General features: G+C 74.5%; 16 protein-coding genes. 9 read left to right on the top strand and 7 right to left on the bottom strand.

Translation table 11 applies throughout. The features are described 5' to 3' along the window. Positions 1–18: 18 nt before the first annotated feature. Entirely contained in the window at positions 19–576 is a 558-nt protein-coding gene (locus ABZ809_RS17645) for a sugar O-acetyltransferase (protein ID WP_357563558.1), read from the bottom strand. A gap of 143 nt (positions 577–719) precedes the next feature. Here ABZ809_RS17645 and ABZ809_RS17640 point away from each other — a divergent pair, with 143 nt between their 5' ends. Further along, the gene (locus ABZ809_RS17640) at positions 720–4052 is read left to right on the top strand and encodes a S8 family serine peptidase (RefSeq protein WP_357563557.1); all 3333 of its coding nucleotides are present in this window, start codon (positions 720–722) and stop codon (positions 4050–4052) included. Between the two features lie 51 nt (positions 4053–4103). On the opposite strand, the gene dapD is transcribed toward ABZ809_RS17640, so the two are convergent. After that, positions 4104–5060 carry a 2,3,4,5-tetrahydropyridine-2,6-dicarboxylate N-succinyltransferase gene (gene dapD / locus ABZ809_RS17635; RefSeq protein ID WP_357563556.1) on the bottom strand — a complete coding sequence of 319 codons (957 nt, stop codon included), beginning with the start codon at positions 5058–5060 and terminating at the stop codon, positions 4104–4106. 126 nt (positions 5061–5186) lie between these two features. On the opposite strand from dapD, the gene dapE reads away from it, so the two are divergent. Continuing rightward, positions 5187–6260 carry a succinyl-diaminopimelate desuccinylase gene (gene dapE, locus ABZ809_RS17630; RefSeq protein ID WP_357563555.1) on the top strand — a complete coding sequence of 358 codons (1074 nt, stop codon included), beginning with the start codon at positions 5187–5189 and terminating at the stop codon, positions 6258–6260. A 108-nt stretch (positions 6261–6368) separates the two neighbouring features. On the opposite strand, the gene ABZ809_RS17625 is transcribed toward dapE, so the two are convergent. Then, positions 6369–6530, bottom strand: a complete 162-nt coding sequence (locus ABZ809_RS17625; protein ID WP_357563554.1) for a hypothetical protein — start codon at positions 6528–6530, stop codon at positions 6369–6371. 188 nt (positions 6531–6718) lie between these two features. On the opposite strand from ABZ809_RS17625, the gene ABZ809_RS17620 reads away from it, so the two are divergent. The 7 genes from ABZ809_RS17620 to ABZ809_RS17590 all read left to right on the top strand — a co-directional run bounded on the left by ABZ809_RS17620 (position 6719) and on the right by ABZ809_RS17590 (position 17821). Continuing rightward, a complete protein-coding gene (locus ABZ809_RS17620; protein WP_357563553.1) occupies positions 6719–7588 on the top strand; it encodes a TIGR00730 family Rossman fold protein in 870 nt (289 codons plus the stop codon). A 1-nt stretch (position 7589) separates the two neighbouring features. Continuing rightward, entirely contained in the window at positions 7590–8135 is a 546-nt protein-coding gene (locus ABZ809_RS17615; RefSeq protein ID WP_357563552.1) for a TIGR00730 family Rossman fold protein, read from the top strand. Between the two features lie 209 nt (positions 8136–8344). Continuing rightward, on the top strand, positions 8345–11944 hold the full coding sequence (locus ABZ809_RS17610) for an ATP-dependent DNA helicase (protein ID WP_357563551.1): 3600 nt from the start codon (positions 8345–8347) through the stop codon (positions 11942–11944). Continuing rightward, positions 11941–15357 carry an ATP-dependent DNA helicase gene (locus ABZ809_RS17605; RefSeq protein ID WP_357563550.1) on the top strand — a complete coding sequence of 1139 codons (3417 nt, stop codon included), beginning with the start codon at positions 11941–11943 and terminating at the stop codon, positions 15355–15357. Before ABZ809_RS17610 ends, ABZ809_RS17605 begins: the two co-directional genes overlap by 4 nt. A gap of 204 nt (positions 15358–15561) precedes the next feature. Further along, a complete protein-coding gene (locus ABZ809_RS17600; protein ID WP_067374184.1) occupies positions 15562–15765 on the top strand; it encodes a cold-shock protein in 204 nt (67 codons plus the stop codon). 220 nt (positions 15766–15985) lie between these two features. Next, complete coding sequence (locus ABZ809_RS17595) at positions 15986–17347, top strand: DEAD/DEAH box helicase (RefSeq protein ID WP_357563549.1); 1362 nt, start codon at positions 15986–15988, stop codon at positions 17345–17347. Positions 17348–17632: 285 nt separating this feature from the next. After that, positions 17633–17821 carry a hypothetical protein gene (locus ABZ809_RS17590; protein WP_357563548.1) on the top strand — a complete coding sequence of 63 codons (189 nt, stop codon included), beginning with the start codon at positions 17633–17635 and terminating at the stop codon, positions 17819–17821. Between the two features lie 19 nt (positions 17822–17840). Here ABZ809_RS17590 and ABZ809_RS17585 read toward each other — a convergent pair whose 3' ends face one another. Genes ABZ809_RS17585 through ABZ809_RS17570 form a run of 4 tightly spaced genes read right to left on the bottom strand, consistent with a single transcriptional unit; the run spans position 17841 to position 21006 of the window. After that, positions 17841–18290: an Rrf2 family transcriptional regulator gene (locus ABZ809_RS17585; RefSeq protein ID WP_357563547.1), complete on the bottom strand. Its 450-nt coding sequence runs from the start codon at positions 18288–18290 to the stop codon at positions 17841–17843. A 1-nt stretch (position 18291) separates the two neighbouring features. Then, the gene (locus ABZ809_RS17580; RefSeq protein ID WP_357563546.1) at positions 18292–19176 is read right to left on the bottom strand and encodes an ABC transporter permease; all 885 of its coding nucleotides are present in this window, start codon (positions 19174–19176) and stop codon (positions 18292–18294) included. Next, a complete protein-coding gene (locus tag ABZ809_RS17575) occupies positions 19166–19945 on the bottom strand; it encodes an ABC transporter ATP-binding protein (protein WP_357563545.1) in 780 nt (259 codons plus the stop codon). The genes ABZ809_RS17580 and ABZ809_RS17575 overlap by 11 nt, the downstream gene beginning before the upstream one ends. Next, positions 19942–21006: an ABC transporter substrate-binding protein gene (locus tag ABZ809_RS17570; RefSeq protein WP_357563544.1), complete on the bottom strand. Its 1065-nt coding sequence runs from the start codon at positions 21004–21006 to the stop codon at positions 19942–19944. The genes ABZ809_RS17575 and ABZ809_RS17570 overlap by 4 nt, the downstream gene beginning before the upstream one ends. Positions 21007–21213 lie beyond the last annotated feature (207 nt).

The raw sequence follows: 21213 nt of genomic DNA, 5'->3' as shown, positions 1-21213 counted from the left end.
GGTGGTGGGCTTGATGGGTCAGTCGAGCCGGCGTACGACGCGGGCCGGGTTGCCCACGGCGACGACGTTGGCCGGCAGGTCCTTCGTCACCACGGCGCCCGCGCCGACGACGGTGTTCTCCCCGATGGTGACGCCGGCGAGCACGATCGCGCCGCCGCCGAGCCAGACGTTGTCGCCGATGGTGATCGGCTTGGCCGCCTCCCACTTGTCGCGGCGCGGCCCGGGCTCGACGGGGTGGGTGGGGGTGAGTAGTTGGACGTTGGGTCCGATCTGGACGTCGGCGCCGATGGTGATCGTGGCGACGTCGAGGAAGACCGCGTTGAAGTTGACGAAGGTGCGCGGCCCGATCCGCACCTGCCAGCCGTAGTCGATGTAGAGCGGAGGCCGGACCCAGGCGCCCTCGCCCACCTCACCGAGCAGGTCGCGCAGGGCCGCGAGCCGGGCCGCGGGGTCGGCGGCCGGGCTGGTGTTGAAGCGTTCCATCAGTCGCGTCGCCCGGTCGACGTCGGCGGCGATCTCCGGGTCGTCGGCGATGTAGGGCTCACCGGCCAGCATGCGTTCCTTCATGGAGGTCACCGGCCGATCATCCCCTATGGAGGGCCCTGTTCGTTGGTCGGTCCGTCATCTTTGCGTCTTTATTATGCATACCCGGTATGTAACTATGGTGACCGTCAATGTGTGTCTCTTCACAGGAAGTAACGTCCAGCGAGGAGGATCCGTTGCAGCGAAGAAGGAAACTGATCGGTTTCGGTCTGGTGCTCGGCCTGGCGCTCGGCACCCCCGGAACGGCGGTCGCCCAGGCGCCCGCCGACCCGTCCGCCCGCCCCGGTCCGGCCGCCGTTCCGGCCGCGCCGTCCCGGCCCGGAGCGGCCGGCAGCAGCCCGGCCACCGTCACCCTGCTCACCGGTGACCAGGTCACCGTCACCGGCTCCGGGGCCAGCGTGCGCCCCGCACCGGGGCGTGCGGGCGTGCGCTTCGAGGCCCGGCGGGAGGACGGCCACCTCTCGGTCGTCCCCCAGGACGCCGTGGCGCCGATCCGGGACGGGCGGGTCGACCGGCGGCTGTTCGACGTCACCGAACTGATCGCCGCCGGCTACGACGACGCCCACCGCGACAACCTGCCCCTGCTGATCACCGGCGAGGACGGCGCGGCCCGGCGTTCGGCCGTTCCCGGCGGGGTGACGGTCACCCGCGAGCTGCCCGCCGTCGGCGGGTTCGCCGCCACGGCGAGCAAGCAGCGGGCCGCCGAGGTCTGGGCGGCGGTCACCGCCTCCGGCGGGCGGGTCGGCGCGGCAGGGGGCGCCGACCGGATCTGGCTCGACGGGCGGCGGCAGCTCACCCTCGACCGCAGCGTGCCGCAGATCGGTGCGCCGGAGGCGCACCGGGCCGGCTTCACCGGCCGGGGCGTGCGGGTCGCCGTGCTGGACACCGGCGTCGACGCCGAGCACCCCGACCTGACCGGCCGGGTGGCGCAGGCGCACAACTTCACCGAGGATCCCGCAGCCGACACGGTCGGGCACGGCACCCACGTCGCCTCGATCATCGCCGGCAGCGGCGCCGCCTCCGGCGGCCGGCACCGGGGCGTGGCCCCGGACGCGACGCTGCTCGACGGCAAGGTCTGCGAGACGTACGGCTGCCCCGAGTCGGCGATCCTGGCCGGCATGCAGTGGGCCGCGGTCGAGCAGCGGGCAGACGTGATCAACATGAGCCTCGGCGGCGGGGACACCCCGGAGGTCGACCCGCTGGAGGAGGCCGTCAACACCCTGACCGCGCAGACCGGCGCCCTCTTCGTGATCAGCGCCGGCAACTCCGGCCGGTACGACCCGGTCAGTTCCCCCAGCACCGCCGACGCCGCCCTCTCGGTGGGCGCAGTCGACCGGGACGACAACCTCGCCGACTTCTCCAGCCGGGGGCCCCGGGTCGGCGACGACGGGCTCAAGCCCGACATCACCGCGCCGGGCGTGGACATCGTCGCGGCCCGCAGCCGGACCGGGACGATCGGCGAACCGGCGGGGGACGGCTACGTCGCACTCTCCGGCACCTCGATGGCGGCCCCGCACGTCACCGGCGCGGTGGCGTTGCTCGCCCAGCAGCACACCGGCTGGACGGCCGGCCAGCTCAAGTCCACCCTGATGGCCTCGGCGAAGCCGCACCCGGAGCTGACCGCGTACGAGCAGGGGGCCGGGCGGGTCGACGTGGCCCGGGCGGTCACCCAGTCGGTGACGAGCGACCCGCCGAGCGTCTCGTTCGGCCGGGCGCTCTGGCCGCACGACGACGACGCCCCGATCACCCGCACGGTGACCTGGCGCAACGACGGCTCCGCCGCGGTCACCCTGGACCTGTCCGTCGAGGCGACCGGCCCCGACGGCCAGCCGGCCCCGGCCGGCGCGTTCACCCTCGGCGCGACCCGGATCAGCGTGCCGGCGGGCGGCACGGCGAGCACCACCCTCACCGCCGACACCCGCGTCGACGGCCCGGACGGCAACTACACCGGCCGGATCGCCGCCCGCTCCGGCGCGACTGTGGCGGTCACCCCGCTGGCCGTGCACCGGGAGGTGGAGAGCTACACCGTGACCGCCCGGCACCTGACCCGGACGGGCGCGACCGCCAGCACGTACAACACCTCGCTGGTCTCGCTGGGGGCGTTCGGCAGCCACCACCTGTACGACCCGGACGGCACCATCGAGGTGCGGCTGCCCAAGGGCCGCTACGGCCTGGTCAGCACCGTCTACGACCTGGACGGCGAGGAGTTCGTCGCGGCCACCCAGCTCGTCCAGCCGGAGCTGGTCGTCGCCGGGGACACCCGGGTCACCCTCGACGCCCGGCAGGGCAGGCCGGTCCGGATGACCGTCCCGCAGCGTTCGGCCACCCCGGCGCTCGCCGTCATCGAGGCGAACTTCAGCATCGACGAGGGCGGCTACGGCTTCAGCCTGCTGTCCGACAACTTCACCGGCCTCCACAGCGCCGGGCTCGGCCGGGCGGTTTCCGGGGACTGGTTCGGCGCCAGTGTCAGCAGCCAGTGGGCCGACACGGAGGCAGCGAGCAGCCCCTACCTCTACGCGCTCAACGAGGCGGTGCCCGGCCGGACGCCGACCGGCTTCGTCCGGCACTACCGCGCGAAGGACCTGGCCACCGTCACCCACACGTTCAACGGCGGCAGCGCCGGCCTGGAAGCCATGCGTCTCGTCTTCCCGCACCGGGAGCCCGACTTCGGCGGCTGGGCGGTCGGCCTGCCCACCGCGACGCCGGGGCGGCGGGTCGAGCACTACAACACCGGGGGCGTGCGCTGGTCGTCCGAGCTGGAGTTCGGGGTGCCGAACCCGGACGGTTGGCCCGACCTCAAGGCGGTCCTGTCCGCCGAGGAGCGGAGCCTGCGTCCCGGGCGGCACTACCGGGAGAGCTGGAACACCGCGCCGTACGGGCCGTCGTTCCCGGAGGCGGGAATCGTCCGCCAGGGCGACCGCATCGAGGTCGGCCTGCCACTGCACAGCGACGCCGAGGGCCACCCGGGCGGCTCGGTCTACGACACCGCCCGCACCGCCCTCTACCGCAACGGGGCGCTGGTCGGCGAGGTGCCCGAGCCGGCGTACGGCGGGTTCGACGTGCCGCCGGGCGCGGCCGACTACCGGCTGGAGGTGCTGTCGAAGCGGAGCTTCACCGACCTCGCCACCGAGGTCGCGGCGACGTGGACGTTCCGGTCCCGGCACGTCGCGGGCGACGATCCGGCCGCGCTGCCGGCGTCGGTGATCCGGTTCGCGCCCCGGTTGGACGCGGACAACGCCGCCCCGGCCGGCCGGAGCTTCGTGATTCCGGTGCAGGTGCAGCGGCAGCCGGGCGCGCCCTCGGCCCGGGTCGCCGCGTTGACCGTCGACGCGTCCTACGACGGCGGGAAGACCTGGCAGCGGGCCCGGGTCCGGCCCGGCGGGGACGGCTGGACGGCCACCGTCGCGCATCCGACCGGCGCCGGACACGTCTCGCTGCGGGCCACCGCCCGGGACACCGCCGGCAACACGGTCACCCAGCGCGTCATCCAGGCGTACCGCCTGCGGTGAGGCGTACCCCCGCCGGGCCCGCGACCGATCGCGGGCCCGGCGGGGCGGCCGTCAGTCGTTGGCGTGCAGGGCGGCGTTCAGCTCGATGCCCCGGCCGGCGCGCTGCTTCGCCTCCAGCGCCCCGGTGACCGAGTTGCGCCAGAACAGCAGGCCGTCGACCCCGGAGAGCTCGCGGGCCTTGACCACCCGGCCGTCCGGCAGGGTGATCTTCGACGCGGCGGTGATGTAGCACCCGGCCTCGACGACGCAGTCGTCGCCGAGGGAGATCCCGACACCGGCGTTCGCGCCGATCAGGCTCCGCTCGCCGATGCGCACCCGCTCGGTGCCGCCCCCGGAGAGGGTGCCCATGATGGAGGCGCCGCCGCCGATGTCGGAGCCGTCGCCGACCAGCACGCCCTGCACGATCCGGCCCTCGACCATCGAGGTGCCGAGCGTGCCGGCGTTGAAGTTGACGAAGCCCTCGTGCATCACGGTGGTGCCGGCGGCCAGGTGCGCGCCGAGCCGCACCCGGTCGGCGTCGGCGATCCGCACGCCTGAGGGCACCACGTAGTCGGTCATCCGGGGGAACTTGTCCACGCCGTAGACGGCCAGGTGACGGCCGGCGGCCCGCTCGATGACCCGCAGCTCGTCCACCCGCTCCGGCGGGCACGGCCCGGCGGAGGTCCAGGCTACGTTCGCCAGCTTGCCGAAGACGCCGTCGAGGTTGAGCTCGTTGGGGCGCACCAGGCGGTGGGAGAGCAGGTGCAGCCGCAGGTACGCGTCGGCCGCGTCCTTGATCGGGTCGTCCAGCGAGCCGATCACGGTGACCACCTGGACGGTACGCAGCCCGGGCAGCGCCCGGTCGCCGACCGCTCCCGGCGGCAGGTCCAGCACGTCCGCCTCGTCCTCCCCGGCGACCAGCGGCAGCTCGCCGAGCCCCAGCTTGCCGGTCGGGTACCAGGTGTCGAGCACCTGGTCGTCAGCGGTCACGGTGGCCAGGCCGATGCCCCAGGCGGATTCGGACGTCACTGATTCACCTCTCGTTCGTGGCTGCCGGGCCCCGGGTTCCGCCGCGCCCCGCGCGACCACGTCCCACGCCGGCCGCCCGGTAGCGCTCGCTCCTCGCGCGCCCGACCTGACGGTACCGTGCGAACCATGGAGAACCCGCTGACCCCCGAGGTCCTGGCCGATCCGGTGGCGCTGACCCGTGCGCTGGTCGACATAGAGTCCGTGTCCCTCGACGAGAAGGCGATCGCCGACTGCGTGGAGCAGGTGTTGCGGGACGTGCCGCACCTGACCACCCACCGGCACGGCAACACGGTGATGGCGCGCACCGACCTGGGCCGCGACCAGCGGGTCGTGCTCGCCGGCCACCTGGACACCGTGCCGCTGAACAACAATTTCCCGTCGTCCATGCGCGGCGACCTGATGTACGGCTGCGGCACGTCGGACATGAAGTCCGGGGTGGCCTTCGCGCTGCACCTGGCGGTTACCCTGCCGCAGCCCCGCTACGACGTGACGTACTTCTTCTACGAGGCCGAGGAGATCGAGTCGAAGTACAACGGCCTCTTCCTGGTCGGCGAGGCGCACCCGGAGTGGCTGGAGGCGGACTTCGCGCTGCTGCTGGAACCGACGCACGGCATCGTCGAGGCGGGCTGCCAGGGCACCATGCGGTCGATCGTCACCACCACCGGCGTACGCGCCCACTCGGCCCGCTCGTGGCACGGGGTGAACGCGATCCACGGCGCGGGCGAGGTGCTCGACCGGCTGAGGCGGTACGAGGCGCGGCGGGTCACCATCGACGGCTGCGACTACCGGGAGGGGATGAACGCGGTCCGTATCCACGGCGGCGTGGCCGGCAACGTGGTGCCCGACCGGTGCGAGATCGAGGTCAACTACCGGTTCGCGCCGGACCGGACCCCGGCCGAGGCCGAGGCGCACCTGCGGGAGGTCTTCGCCGGCTTCGAGGTGCGGGTCACGGATTCGGCCGCCGGTGCCCTGCCTGGTCTGGAGGCGGCCCCGGCCCGGGAGTTCCTCGCGGCGGTCGGTGCCGCGCCGATCGGCAAGCTGGGTTGGACTGACGTGGCCCGGTTCGCGGCGATGGGTGTCCCGGCGCTGAACTTCGGCCCCGGCGATCCCAACCTGGCCCACCACCCTGACGAGCACGTCGAGATCAGCAAGATCAGGGACGGCGCCGCCACCCTGCACCGCTGGCTCGCCTCGGCCTGACGCCGCCGGGCCGGGCGACGGGGGCGGCGTCGACCGGCTCCTCCTGCACCCGCAGCGGCGGGAGGTCCGCGTCGGACGACGCGGACCTCCCGGTCGCGGTGCTGGCGGTCAGACGGTGGCGGACGCGTCGGCGGTGGGCCGGGCGTCGGTCTGGTCGCTCTGGTCGGCGGACGGCTCCATCAGTCGGGCGCGGCGGCGCTCGGCCACCACGTCGCGGATCCGGCGTTGCATCTGCCGCCGGATCCGGATCATCTCGCTGTTGCTGATCACGCTGGCTCCTCCCCCGAAGGCGCGCGCCGGGGCATACCCGGTATGTGAATAGTAAGACGTCCGGGCGACCGAATTAGTTGCCCAAGATCCAGAAATAATTTCCGGGCTGGTCACACCGCCCGGCGATCGGGGCCGGCCGGCTCCCGGTGGCCGCACCCGGCGGGTGTCGCTCCACTACGGTTGCTCCCATGGGTCAGAGCAACGGACGGGAGGCCGGCCGCGAGCCGGGACGCGAACGGCACCGGGGGGCCGTGACGCTACGCCGCCAGGCCATCACGAGCAGCACGGCCGACCAGCACCTGCTCGATTCACGGGGGCGGGGCGACTGGAAGACCAAGGACGCCTGGCGGGCGCTGCGTATCCTCTCCGAGTTCGTCGAGGGCTTCGACACCCTCGCCGACCTGCCTCCGGCGGTCAGCGTGTTCGGTTCCGCGCGCAGCCGGCCCGAGAGCCCCGAGTGCCAGTTGGCCGAGGCGTTGGGCGCGGCCCTGGCCCGGGCGGGCTACGCGGTGATCACCGGCGGTGGGCCGGGCGTGATGGAGGCGGCCAACCGGGGCGCCAGTGAGGCGGGCGGCCTGTCGGTCGGCCTCGGCATCGAGCTTCCCTTCGAGCAGGGCCTCAACGACTGGGTCGACCTGGCCATCGACTTCCGCTACTTCTTCGCCCGCAAGACCATGTTCGTCAAGTACGCCCAGGCGTTCGTCGTGCTGCCCGGCGGGTTCGGCACCCTGGACGAGCTCTTCGAGGCGCTGACCCTGGTGCAGACCGGCAAGGTCACCCGGTTCCCCGTGGTGCTGATGGGGGCGGAGTACTGGAGCGGCCTGCTCGACTGGCTGCGCGACACCATGGCCGCCGATGGCAAGATCGGGCCGGTCGACCTGGAGCTGATGTGCGTGACCGACGACGTCGACGCGGCGGTGCGGCACATCGTGGAGGCGGAGGCCGCCCTCAACGCCGAGCAGGAGGCGATCCGCGAGGAGGCCGTCGCCGACACCGCCGCCGACCAGCGGGCCGCCGCCGAGGCGGGGTCGGCGGGCGACGAGAGCCGGGGGCGCTGACGTGGCGGCGATCTGCGTGTTCTGCGCCTCCTCGCGTACGCTCGACCAGCGCTGGCTGGATCTCGCGGCCGAGACGGGCGCGGAGATCGCCCGGCGCGGGCACACCCTGGTCAGCGGCGGCGGCTGCGTCGGCATGATGGGCGCGCTGGCGGAGGGGGCGCGGGCCGCCGGCGGCCGGACGATCGGGGTGATCCCGCAGTCGCTTGTCGACCTGGAGGTCGCCGACCTCGCCTCGGACGAGTTGCTGATCACCGACTCGATGGCCAGCCGGAAGACCGTCATGATCGACAAATCGGACGCGTTCCTCACCCTGCCGGGCGGGATCGGCACCCTCGACGAGCTGTTCGAGGTCTGGACCACGGCCACCCTGGCCCTGCACGCGAAGCCGATGGTGCTGGTCGACACCGGCGGCTTCTACCGCCCCGTGCTCGACTGGCTGGGCTCGCTGGCCGACCAGACCTTCCTCAAGCCGGCCGGCCTGGGCCTGCTCACCGTGACCGACACGGTCCCCGCCGCCCTGGACGCCCTGACCCTTCGCCTGACCTGACCCCACCCTCCCTCCCTCCCTCCCGTGGCCCTCCCGTGCGGCCCCTCCCGCGATCTTGCAGTTACGGCCGCCGAGATGCCGGATTCGCGCGATTTATCGGGGCGGAAAGTGCAAGATCGCGGGGGAATCGCGGCGGGGGTGTGGTGTGGGGCGCGGTGGGGGCGGGGTGTCGGGGTCTGGGTGTCGTAGGGGCGTGGTGGGATGGAGGGATGCAGGCGTACCGGCTGGTGCGCCGGTCTGCCGAGGTGGTCAGGGGGGATCACCGGTCCGGCGGGTCGGCCGGGGGCGATGGTGGGGTCGGCGGGTCCGCCGGAAATGTTGGCGGGGTCGGTGGGGTCGGCGGGGGTGCGGCTGGCCGGGGGGCGGTGTGGTCGGGCGATCCGCATCAGGCGGAGATCATCGCGCACACCGACGGGCCGATGCTGGTGCTCGGCGGCCCCGGCACGGGCAAGACCAGCACCCTGGTCGAGGCAGTCGCCGCGCGGGTGGCCGAGGGCGTCGACCCGGAGCGGATCCTGGTGCTCACCTTCAGCCGCCGGGGCGCCACCGCGCTCCGGCAGCGGATCGAGGCCCGCGTCGCCGCAGACGGGCACCGCGTGCTGCGCGAGCCGTTGGTGCGCACCTTTCCGGCGTACGCCTTCGGCCTGCTGCGCCGGGCCGCGGCCGAGCGGGGCGAGCCGTCCCCCCGGCTGCTCACCGGCCCCGAGCAGGATCTGATCATCCGCGAGCTGCTCGACGTGGTCGGCGAGGAGCCCGACGACGACCCGGTCGGCTGGCCGGAGGACCTGCGCCCCGCGCTGCGCACCCGGGCCTTCGCGGCACAGCTGCGCGACCTGTTGATGCGCGCGGCCGAACGGGGCGTCGGCCCGGTGGAGCTGGCGCGGTTGGGCGAGAAGCTCGGCCGCGCCGACTGGCCGGCCGCCGCGCGCTTCCTGCGGGAGTACGTGGCGGTGCTCGCCCTGCGTGACGTCAGCAACCGGGGTTCGGTCGCGTACGACCCGGCGGAGCTGGTCCGGGCCGCCACCGGGATGCTGCTCGACGACCCCGAGCTGCTGGCGACCGAGCGCCGGCGGCTGGCGTACGTCTACGTCGACGAACTGGCCGACACCGACCCCGCCCAGCAGGACCTGCTCGCGACCGTGGCCGGCGGCGGTGCACCGCTGGTGGCGTTCGCCGATCCGGATTCCTCCACGTACGCCTTCCGGGGCGCGGACCCGGCGGGGGTGACGACGTTCCCGCACCGGTTCCGGACCGCCTCGGGGGCACCCGCGGCCCAGCTGGTGCTGACCACCTCCTACCGGGCCGGGTCCCGGCTGCTCGCCGCGTCCGGCCGGTTGGCGCGGCGGCTGCGCGGCCCGGCGGCGCACCGCCGGCTGCACCCGCTGCCCGACGCGCCGCCCGGCTCGGTGGAGATACGCACCTTCCGCTCGGCCACCAGCGAGGCGGCCTGGCTGGCGCACGCGCTGCGCGAGGCGCACCTGCTCGGCGGTGTGCCCTGGTCGGAGATGGCGGTGCTGGTGCGCTCCACCGGCCGTCAACTGCCCTCGCTGCAACGCGCCCTGCACGCCGCCGGGGTGCCCACCGTCGTGCACGGCGAGGATCTGCCGTTGCACCTGCAACCGGCGGTCGCGCCGCTGCTGCTCCTGCTGCGCTGCGCGCTGGAGCCCGAGCGGCTCGACGAGGAGGCCGCGGTCGCCCTGCTGCACTCGCCGCTCGGCGGCGCCGATCCGCTGGCCGAGCGGCGGCTGCGGCAGGGGCTGCGCGCCCTGGCGTTGGCCGCCGGCGACCGCCGGCCCTCGGGCGAGCTGATCGTGGAGGCGTTGCGCGACCCGGCCGAGCTGGCCGGGATCGAGCGGCACTGGGCCGAGCCGGCCCAGACGGTCGCCGGCCTGCTGGCCGTCGCCCGGGAGACCGCCGCCCGGCCCGGCGCCACGGCGGAGGACGTGCTCTGGGCGGTGTGGCGGGCCAGCGGGCTCGCCGAGTTGTGGTCCGCGGCCACCGGCCGTGGCCAGACGGTGGCCGGCGAGGGCGACGTGGCCCGGCGCCGCCGCGCCGAGGCCGCCGACCGCGATCTCGACGCGGTGATGGTGCTCTTCGACGCGGCGGCCCGGTTCACCGACCGGCTGCCCGGCGCGCGGACGGAGGTCTTCCTCGACCACGTCCTCGGCCAGGACCTGCCGGCCGACACCCTCGCCCCGGCCGCCGACCGGGGCGCGGCGGTGCGGCTGCTCACCGCGCACGCCGCGAAGGGGTTGGAGTGGGATCTCGTGGCGGTCGCCGGAGTGCAGGAGGGTGTCTGGCCCGACCTGCGGCTGCGCGGCAGCCTGCTCGGTTCGGAACGCCTGGTCGACGTGCTCGCCGGCCGCGCGGCCGGCGCTGGCGCGGTGGCCACCCTGGTCGGGCAGACCTCGGCGCTGCTCGACGAGGAGCGCCGGCTGTTCCACGTGGCGGTCACCCGGGCCCGCCGGCGGCTGCTGGTCAGCGCGGTCGCCTCCGCCGCGGTGGGCGGCGACGACCACGAGGAGCAGCCGAGCCGCTTCCTCTACGAACTGGGCCCGACCGACCCGACCGATCCGGGTGCGGCCGTCCCGCCACCGGGCGACGGTCCTCCGCCGCCGGCTGACGGCTCTCCACCTTCGGGCGACGGCCCTCCGCCGCCGGCTGACGGCTCTCCACACTCGGGCGACGGCCCTCGGCCGCCTGGGGACGGCCGACTGCCCTCGGCTGACGGCCGTCCGCACTCCGGTGCCGGGGCCGTCGGGGGCGAGGAGGAGCCGGACCGGCCGGGGGCGTTGCCGGTGAGCCGGCCGCCCCGGGCGCTGACCCTGCCGGCGCTGGTGGCGGAGCTGCGTACCGTCGTCGGCGACCCGGCAGCGCCCTACGCCCGGCGGCAGGCGGCGGCGGCCGAGCTGGCCCGGCTCGCGGCGGCCGGGGTGGTCGGCGCACACCCCGACGACTGGTGGGGGCTGCGGCAGCTCTCCGACGACCGCCCGCTCATCGACGAGGGCGAGCCGGTCCGGGTCACCCCGTCGGCGATGGAGAGCGCGCTGCGGTGCAGCCTGCGCTGGCTGCTGGAGCGGCATGGCGGCAGCCCGCCGGCCAGCGCGGCCCAGGGCGTCGGCAACCTGGTGCACGCCGCGGCCATGCTCGCCGAGGACGCCAGCGCGGACCGGGGCGCGCTGCTGGACTACGTCACCGCCCGGTTCGACGCGATCGAGTTGGCGGCCCGCTGGATGGTCGGGCCGGAGCGCAGTCGCGCCGAGGCGATGGTCGACAAGTTGCTGCGCTGGCTGGCGGCGAACCCGCGCCGGCTGCTGGCCATCGAGCACGAGTTCGCGGTGCGCCTGGACGATCCGCACCGGCCGGTCGAGCTGGTCGGTCGGGTGGACCGGCTGGAGGTCGACGCCGACGGCCGGCTGGTCGTGATCGACCTGAAGACCGGCAAGTCCACCGCCGTCACGGCCCACGACCTCGCGGAGCACCCGCAGCTCGGTGCCTACCAGGCGGCGGTGGAGGCGGGCGGGTTCGCCGACTTCGGTGACGAGTCGGGCGGTGCGGCCCTGGTGCAGCTCGGCACCGGGGCGAAGGACGCGAAGGAGCAGAGCCAGCCGCCGGCGGGGGAGGGCCCGGAGGCCGGCTGGGCGACCGCGCTGGTGCGGCGCACCGCCGATACGATGGCCGCCGCCACCTTCGCCGCCGTCGCCAACTCGAAGTGCCGGGTCTGCCCGGTGCGCACGAGCTGCCCGGTGTCCGGGCAGGGGCGACAGGTGGTCGAGCCGCCGACCGTCCACCGCCCGGAGAAGACTTGACGCAGCCCGCTCTCTTCAGCAGCGCGACCCCGGCGCCCCGGGCGGCCGACGCCGGCCCCCGGTACACCCCGGTGGAGCTCGCCAGGCTGCTGCGGCTGCCCGCCCCGACCCGGGAGCAGGCGGCGATCATCGCGGCACCCGTGCAGCCGATGCTGGTGGTCGCGGGCGCCGGGTCGGGCAAGACCGAGACGATGGCCGCCCGGGTGGTGTGGCTGGTCGCCAACTCGTACGTGCGGCCGGAGCAGGTGCTCGGGCTCACCTTCACCCGCAAGGCCGCCGGGGAGCTGGCGCACCGGGTGCGTACCCGGCTGGACCAACTGGTGCGGCGGCTCGGGCGGCGGGGGCGCGACCCGCTCGACGATCCGCTGGCCGGGGAACCGACCGTCTCCACCTACCACTCGTACGCCGGCCGGATCGTCACCGAGCACGGGCTGCGGGCCGGCTACGAGCCGTCCACCCGGCTGCTCACCGAGGCGTCCCGCTGGCAACTGGTCGACCTGCTGGTGCGCAACTACGACGGCGACATGTCCGAGGTGGACCGGATGCCGAGCACCGTCACCGACGCGGTGCTGGCGCTCGCCGGCGAGCTGGACGAGCACCTGGTCGACCCGGACGCGCTGGCCGGGTGGACGGGCCGGTTCTTCGCCGAGGTGCAGTCGCGCCCCGGGCGGGTCTACGCCGACGTACGCAAGGCGCTGCAACTGCAGCAGACCCGGCTGAAGCTGCTCCCGCTGGTGCGCGCGTACGCCCGGCGCAAGGCGGACTTCGAGGCGATGGACTTCGCCGACCAGCTCGCCCGGGCGGCCCGGGTGGCCCGGGACCACCCCGGGGTCGGCGAGATCGAGCGGGACCGCTTCCGGGTGGTGCTGCTCGACGAGTACCAGGACACGAGCCACGCCCAGGTCGTGCTGCTCAACGCGCTCTTCGGCGGCGGGCACCCGGTGACGGCGGTCGGCGACCCGTGCCAGTCGATCTACGGGTGGCGCGGGGCGAGCGCCGGCACCCTGGACCGCTTCCCCACCGACTTCGCCCAGGCGGACGGCACGCCGGCCGAGGTGCTCAGCCTCACCACGAGCTGGCGTAACCGGCCGGAGATCCTCGGTGTCGCCAACGCCCTCGCCACCCCGCTGCGGGCCGCCGGCGCCCGGGTGCCCGAGCTGCACGCGGCGATGAGCGTCAAGGACCCGATCCCGCACCGCAGCGCCCGCGGCGCCGCCGGCGGCACCGTCCACTGCGCGCTGCTGCGGACGTACGCCGACGAGGCCGACTGGATCGCCGACGGCGTGCTGCACGCCTGGCGGGGCGCGGCGGGGACCCCCGGCGCCCTGCCCGAGCACATCCCGGTGCCGCTGCGGCCGACGACCGCCGTGCTCGTCCGGCTGCGCAGCCAGATCCCGGCGATCGAGTCGGCCCTGCGCGAGCGCGGCCTGCCGGTCGAGGTGGTCGGCCTGGGCGGCCTGCTGGACACCCCCGAGGCGCGGGACGTGGTGTGCACGCTGCGGGTGCTGGCCGACCCGACGGACGGGGCCGCGCTGCTGCGGCTGCTGACCGGGGCGCGCTGGCGGATCGGGCCGCGTGACCTGGTGGCCCTGCACCGCCGGGCGAAGGCCCTCGCCGCCGCCCGGCGCAAGCTCGCCGACGACGGCACCCCCGAGATCACCCCCGACCTGCTCGACGAGGCGACCCTGGTCGAGGCGCTGGCCGACCTCGGCCCGGCCCAGGCGTACTCGGCGGAGGGCTACGCGCGGCTGCGCGCGTACGCCCGGGAGCTGGGCCTGTTGCGTTACCGGCTGGACCAGTCCCTGCCGGAGCTGATCGCGGACATCGAGCGGACGATCGGCCTGGACGTGGAGGTGGCGGTGCGGGCCGGTCGGGACGGGGCGGGGGACGCCGGCCTGGCCCGGGGCCACCTGGACGCGCTCGGCGACGTCGCCGCCCGGTTCAGCGGGGAGACACCGGGCGCGACCCTGTCGGGTTTCCTGGCCTACCTGGCCGCCGCCGAGGACGAGGAGCGGGGTCTCACCCCCGGCGAGGTGGAGGTGGTCGAGGGGGCGGTGCAGATCCTCACCGCGCACGCCGCGAAGGGCCTGGAGTGGGACGTGGTCGCGGTGGCCGGCCTGAGCCGGGGCGTCTGGCCGGGCCCGGTACGCAACTCCGACCACTGGCTCGGCGGGCTGGGCGTGCTGCCGTTCCCGCTGCGCGGCGACGCCGACGGGCTGCCCGAGCTGGGCCTCGCCGAGGCCGAGGACCAGCGGGGGGTGGCCCGGGCGCTGGAGGACTTCACCGACGCCTGGCGGGCGCACGACGAGCGGGAGGAGCGCCGGCTCGCGTACGTGGCGGTGACCCGTCCCCGCCGGCTGCTGCTCTGCTCCGGCTACTGGTGGGGGGAGGGGACCAAACGGCCGCGCGGCCCGTCCGTGCTGCTGCGGGAGGTGCACGACGCCTGCCTGGACGCCCGCGCCGGGCACCTGGTCGACGAGTGGGCGCCGGAGCCGCCGGGCGACGCGGTCAACCCGACCACCGAGGTGGTGCTCCGCGCCGAGTGGCCGGCCGACCCGCTGGGCGCCCGCCGACCGGCGCTGGCCGAGGCGGCCGCCCTGGTCCGCCGCTTCCTCACCGAGCGGGACCCGGCTGGCCGATCGCCGGCCGACGGCGACGACACCGCCGGCGCGGGCGGGGACCCGCTGGCCGGCGACCCGGACGTGGCGCGGTGGCGGCGGGAGGCGGACCTGCTGCTCGCCGAGCGGGCCGAGCTGACCCGGCAGACCGGTGCGGTCGAGGTGACGCTGCCGGGGCAGCTCTCGGTGACCCAGCTGGTGGCGCTGCGCCGGGATCCGGCGGCGCTGGCCCGCGCGCTGCGCCGCCCGGTGCCCACCGAGCCCAATCCGTACGCCCGCCGGGGCACCGCCTTCCACACCTGGCTGGAGCAGCGGTTCGGCGCCGACCGGCTGCTCGACCTGGACGAGTTGCCCGGTGCGGCCGACGCGGACGCGGCGCCCGACGAGGCGCTGGCCGAACTCCAGGAGCGCTTCCTGGCCAGCGAGTGGGCCGACCGGGTGCCGGCCGAGGTGGAGGTGCCCTTCGCCACCGTGATCGCTCAGGTGGTGGTCCGGGGGCGGATGGACGCCGTGTTCGCCCGGCCGGGCGGTCGGTTCGACGTGGTCGACTGGAAGACCGGCCGGCAGCCCACCGGTGCCGCCGCCGACGTGGCCGCCGTGCAGCTCGCGGTCTACCGGCTGGCCTGGGCGGAGCTGGCGGGCGTGCCGGTGGAGTTGGTCGGCGCGGCGTTCCACTACGTGCGGGACGGGGTCACGGTCCGCCCGGCGGACCTGCTCGACGCGGCGGGGCTGACCGCGCTGATCGCCTCCGTGCCGGAAATTCCGGCAGACGGTGGTCCTGCGGCGGTTCCGTGATAGGTTGATCGGGTTGCAGTTATGGTTCCCAGAGACTCTGTGTGCGCCTGGAGGATTGTGGCCCCAGGCGCTCTTTGTTGTGTCCGGAGTTCTCCGGGCGGGGCGACCAGAAGCGACAGGCGAGCCAGGCAGTTCCGCGTGGCGCGCTCCTCTTCGGGCCCGCAACAGGTGCGGGTCCGGCGTTCCGTCAAGGAGACGAAACAAATGGCTATTGGCACCGTCAAGTGGTTCAACGCTGACAAGGGCTTCGGCTTCATCACCCCGGACGGCGGCGGCGCCGACGTCTTCGCCCACTTCTCGGCGATCCAGACCTCCGGCTACCGGAGCCTGGACGAGAACCAGCGGGTCGAGTTCGAGGTGACCCAGGGCCAGAAGGGCCCGCAGGCGGAGAACATCCGCCCGCTCTGATCTCCGGATCGTCAGCGACACCCACCGCGCCCTTCCGGGCGTGGTGACGGGACCGGTCCGTCCCACCGTCGACCCGCTCACGCGGGCGGCGGGCGCGGACGGGCCGGCCCCGTACCCCTTTCGGTTCGTGCTTGTGAGTCACCCCGTGGTTCTCCGCCGGTGACAGCGCCGCCTCCGGCGCCCTCCCTCGACACGTGCCGCCGTCGAGGAAGGCTTCCGCATGACCACCGTCGTTCCCTCCTTCGCCCATACCGGGCTGGCCCCGGCGCTGCTCGCCGAGCTGGCCGCCCAGGGCATCACCGAGCCGTTCCCGATCCAGGCCGCGACCCTGCCGGACTCGCTGGCCGGCCGGGACGTGCTCGGCCGGGGCCGCACCGGCTCCGGTAAGACGCTCGCCTTCGGGCTTCCGCTGCTGTCCCGCACCGCTGGCCGCCGTGCCCGTCCGGGTCGCCCGCTGGCCCTGGTGCTGGTGCCGACCCGTGAGCTGGCCCAGCAGGTCACCACCGCGCTCGACCCGTACGCCCGGGCCGTCGGCCTGCGCTGCGCCACCGTCGTCGGCGGCCTGTCGCTGCAACGCCAGGCGGACGCCCTGCGCGCGGGCGCCGAGCTGGTCGTGGCGACTCCCGGGCGGCTGCACGACCTGATCAACCGTGGCGACGCCCGGCTGGACCAGGTGGCCATCACCGTCCTCGACGAGGCCGACCAGATGGCCGACATGGGCTTCCTGCCCCAGGTGACGAAGCTGCTGGAGCAGGTCGCCCCGAACGGGCAGCGGATGCTCTTCTCGGCCACGCTCGACGGCGGCGTGGACAAGCTGGTCCGTCGCTTCCTCGCCGACCCGGTCTCGCACTCCGTCGACCCCGGCACCGCCACCGTGGCCGCGATGACCCACCACGTGCTGCACGTCGACGCGGCGGACAAGCCGGCCGCGTTGACCTGGATCGCCGCCCGTGAGGGCCGGACCATCCTGTTCATGGGCACCAAGCACCGCGCCGACCGGGTCGCCCGGCAGTTGCTGGCCAAGGGGGTACGCGCGGCCGCGCTGCACGGCGGCAAGTCGCAGCCGCAGCGCACCCGGATCCTGGAGCAGTTCCGCACCGGGCAGGTGACCGCGCTGGTCGCCACCGACGTGGCGGCCCGGGGCATCCACGTGGACGGGCTGGACCTGGTGGTCAACGTGGACCCGCCCACCGAGGCGAAGGACTACCTGCACCGGGGTGGGCGTACCGCCCGGGCGGGGGAGTCCGGCACGGTGGTCACCCTGGTCCTGCCCGAGCAGCGCCGGGACGTGTCCCGGCTGATGGCGACCGCCGGCATCCGCCCCGAGGCCGTCACGGTGCGTCCCGGCGACGCGGCCCTGGCCCGGGTGACCGGCGCGCGGGAGCCCTCCGGTGTGCCGGTGACGATCGCAGCTCCCCCGCCGAAGGCCGCCGCCAGCTCCGCAGCCGGTCGACCGGGTAGCGGTCGGTCGGGTGGTGGCCGATCGGCCGGCGGCGCCGCCGACGAGGGTGCCCGGGCGCCGCACCGCACCTCGGGGCGGCCCCGCCGTCCCCGCCGCCCCCGGGCCCCGCGCGCCTCCTGACCCGACGCTCCCGGCGCCCCGCCCGGCTGGTGTGCCGTCCGGCCGGCCGTGCCGCTCGGCGTGCTGTCCCGCCGGCGTGCTGTCCCGCCGGCGTGATGGTCGCGTCGGCGCGGCGGGCGCGTCGGCCCAGGCGTGGCGTGGCCAGGCCGTTTCTCCGGCCGGCCACTGAGTCTGGAATCAGCGGGCGGTGCGTCCGATCGGCGACTGTTCCCGGCGTGGCCGGTGGTGAAGGCTGAGGCGGGGGGAAATATCCGGGCGGGAATGCCCGGCGTAGGAGGGGGGACCATGGCGGGCGACGCCGGCTCGGGTGCGGTGCGGGAGCTGTTGTTGGTACTCGCGTTGGCGCTCGCCGGGCTGGTGCTCGCCGTGGTCGCGGTGTTCACGCCGTGGCACGCCACCCCGGACGGGGCCGCGCCGGCCGCGCCGGTCGAGCTGCACAGCCCGACCGAGCGGCCGGCCGCCACCGCCGGTTGACCGGCCGCGGGGGCGGGGTTCAGCGGGCGGGGCTCTCCTCGGCACCGGCCGGCCACTGCCCCACCCCGAGCAGGTCGGCGAGGGTGGTCCGGTCGACCACCAAGGCGATCGCCCCGTGCACCGCCAGCCAGACCTCCCGCAGGCCGCTGGCCACCCCCTCGTAGTCGGCGTGCTCGGCCGGCAGGCCCCGGACCGTGGTCAGGGACCCGCCGACAGCGCGGAGCACGTCGCCGACGCTGATCTCCGCCGCGGGTCGGGCCAGGGCGTACCCGCCCTCGGTGCCCCGGTGGCTCAGCAGCAGGCCGGCCCGGCGCAGGTCGACCAGGATGCCCTGGAGGAAGCTCAGCGGGATGTCCTGGCTTCCGGCCAGGGCGCCGGCCTTGACCAGCACGCCGCCACCGACCGGATCCTCGGCGGCGACGGCGAGCATGGCCCGGAGCGCGTAGTCACTGCGCGCGGAGACGTACACGTCACTGGCCCGACTGGTCCAGGACGCCCCAGCGGCGCCGGATCGACTTGTCGGCAGCCCCGAACGCGGCGTCGACCACCAGGCCCAGCACGAGGATCACGATCATGGTGCTGATCAGCCACGGCGAGTCCGAGAGTTCCCGCGAGTAGGTCAGCTGGGCGCCCAGCGAGGTCTGCGAGATGCCGACCACGATCAGCTCACCCGCCATCAGGCTGCGCCAGGAGAACGCCCAGCCCTGCTTGAGGCCGGCCACGATGGCCGGCAGCGCGGCGGGCGCGATGACGTAGCGGTACAGGTTCAGCCCTCGGGCGCCGAGGTTGCGGCCGGCGCGCAGCAGCAGCGGAGGCACGTAGTCCACGCCGGCGATCACGCCGTTGGCGATGGACGGCGCGGCGCCGAGCACCACCACGAAGAAGATCGCCTTCTCGCTCAGCTCGAACAGCAGGATCGCCAGCGGGAACCAGGCGATCGACGGCATGGTCTGCAACGCGGTGATCATCGAGCCGATCGCGGCCCGCAGGATCCGCGACCGGGCCACCGCGAGGCCGACCAGCAGGCCGACGGCGACCGAGAAGAGGTAGCCGACGGCCGCCCGGCGCAGGGTGGTGGCCAGCCCGTCCCAGAGCTGGACGCCACTGACCTGGCGGAGCAGTTCCTGACCCACGGTCGCCGGGCCGGGCAACGAGTACTCGGGCTTCCAGCCGCTCCAGACCACGACCTGCCACAGGCCGATGGCGATGGAGAGGGCGGCCAGCTTCGGCCAGGTCGCCGCCCAGAACCGGGCGGCCCGGGGGCGGCGCTCCCCCCGGCCGGCCAGTTCGAGGGCGTCCAGCCCGGAGATCTCCGTGTCGGTACGCGGGACGGTGGTGAGGGTGTCACCGGCCATGGCGTCCCACCTCCTTGCGCAGGCGGTCGGTGACCTCGGCGGCGATCGCGGCGACCTCGGGGGAGTCGATGCGGCGCGGCCGGGGCACGTCGACCGGAGTGGACCAGATGATCCGGCCGGGCCGGCTGGAGAGCAGGATGATCCGGTCGGCGAGGCGGGCCGCCTCCCGGACGTTGTGCGTCACGAAGAGCACGGTCAGCCCGCGTTCCGCCCAGATCCGTTCCAGCTCGTCGTGCAGGATGTCGCGGGTCATCGCGTCCAGCGCGCCGAACGGTTCGTCCATCAGCAGCACCGGCGTGTCCAGGGCGAGGGTGCGGGCCAGCGCCACCCGCTGCCGCATGCCGCCGGACAGCTCGTGCGGGCGCTTGCGGCCGAAGTCGGACAGGTGCACGGTGCCGAGCAGTTCGGCGACCCGCTCCCGGCGGGCGGACCGGGACAGCCCGCGCAACTTGAGCGGCACCTCGACGTTGCCCTCGACGGTCAGCCAGGGGAAGAGTGCGGGCTCCTGGAACATCAGCCCCGGGTCGACGCCCTCGTCGAGGGTGATCCGCCCGCCGCTGGGCCGGTCGAGGCCGGCGACCAGGTTGAGCAGCGTGCTCTTGCCGCAGCCGGAGGCCCCGACCAGGCAGACGAACTCGCCCGGCGTGACGTCGAGGGAGACCCCGTCCAGGGCGAGGACGGCGTTCGCCCCGCGCCCGTACACCTTGGTGACGCCGTGCAGCGCGACCGAGCCGGTCGCGCTGCGTGGCGTCGTCGTGGTCGACGTCATGGTTGGGCGACCTCTGTCTTGCCCTGGGCCTTGAGCACCTCGTTGAGGTAGGTCAGGTCGTAGAGCCCGTCGAGGCTGACCGGCTGGGTCAGCTCGACCGCGACGGCGTGGTCGAGGCCGGTCTTCAGGGACGAGGCGATCGGGTCGTTGGTGAATTCCAGCGTCGGCCAGGCCTGCTTGATGAGCTTCAGGTCGAGCGGCTTGCCGCTGATCTTGCCGATGTGGTCGGAGATGGCCTGGTGCGTCTCGTCGGGCTTGCTGTTGACGAACTCGTTCGCCGCCACCTGGCCCTCGACCAGCTTCCTGACCACGTCCGGGTGCTCCTTGAGGAACTTGGTGCTGACGATCAGGTTGGTGATCACGAACTTCCGGTCCGGCCAGAGGTCGCGCTCGTCAACGAGCACCTTGCCGCCCGCGTTGATCAGCCGGGAGACGAACGGCTCGGGCACCCAGGCGCCGTCGATCGCCCCGCTGTTGAAGGTCTCCACCGTCTGGGCGTTCTCCTGCGGGACGATCTTGACGTCGCCGCCGCCCTCCTTGGTCGTCGTCAGGCCCTTCTCCTTGAGCCAGAAGCGGATGGCCACGTCCTGGGTGTTGCCCAGCTGCGGGGTGGCGATCTTCTTGCCGCGGAGCTGTTCCACCGAGGTGATCTCGGGCTTGACGACGAGCGCGACGCCGCCGGAGGCCGCGCCGGAGATGACCCGGACGGCCTCGCCCTTGGACTTGGAGAAGGCGTTCACGGTGGGGTTCGGGCCGATGTACGTGGCGTCGAGCGCGCCGGAGAAGATCGCCTCGATCGCGGCGGGCCCGGCGTTGAAGGTCTTCGTCTCCAGCTTGACGCCGGTGCCGAGCTTCTCTTCGAAGATCTTCTTCTCCACGCCGACGACGGCCGGCGCGTGGGTGATGTTGGGGAAGTAGCCGAGCCGTAGGGTCGTCGGGCCGGAGCCGCCGCCCGCGCTCTCGCTGTCGTCGCCGCAGGCGGCGGCGGTGCCCAGGGTCGCCGCGCCGACGACGGCGAGGGTGGCCAGGGAGACCAACCGACGCAAGGGGAGCCGTCTCATCGTCCATCCAATCCGCAGTATTCCTACTTAGTTGGTAGGAAGACTGGGGCAGATTGCGAGCTGGCGTCAAGACCCGACCACATCGCGGGAATCTCGTCCCAGGAAAGACGGCCTTCTCTACTGGTTGAGTGGGCTTTGCGGCCGGCCGGCCGGGGGGCTCCCCGGGGCCGTGCGGGCGCTGTGTGGGCCGCCCGGTCCGGCCGCCGT

The sequence above is a fragment of the Micromonospora sp. NPDC047074 genome (genome assembly GCF_040643815.1).
In the GTDB taxonomy this organism is placed as follows: Bacteria; Actinomycetota; Actinomycetes; order Mycobacteriales; family Micromonosporaceae; genus Micromonospora.
The sequence above is the reverse complement of the archived record's forward strand: the minus strand, read 5'-3'. Positions and strand labels throughout refer to the sequence as shown.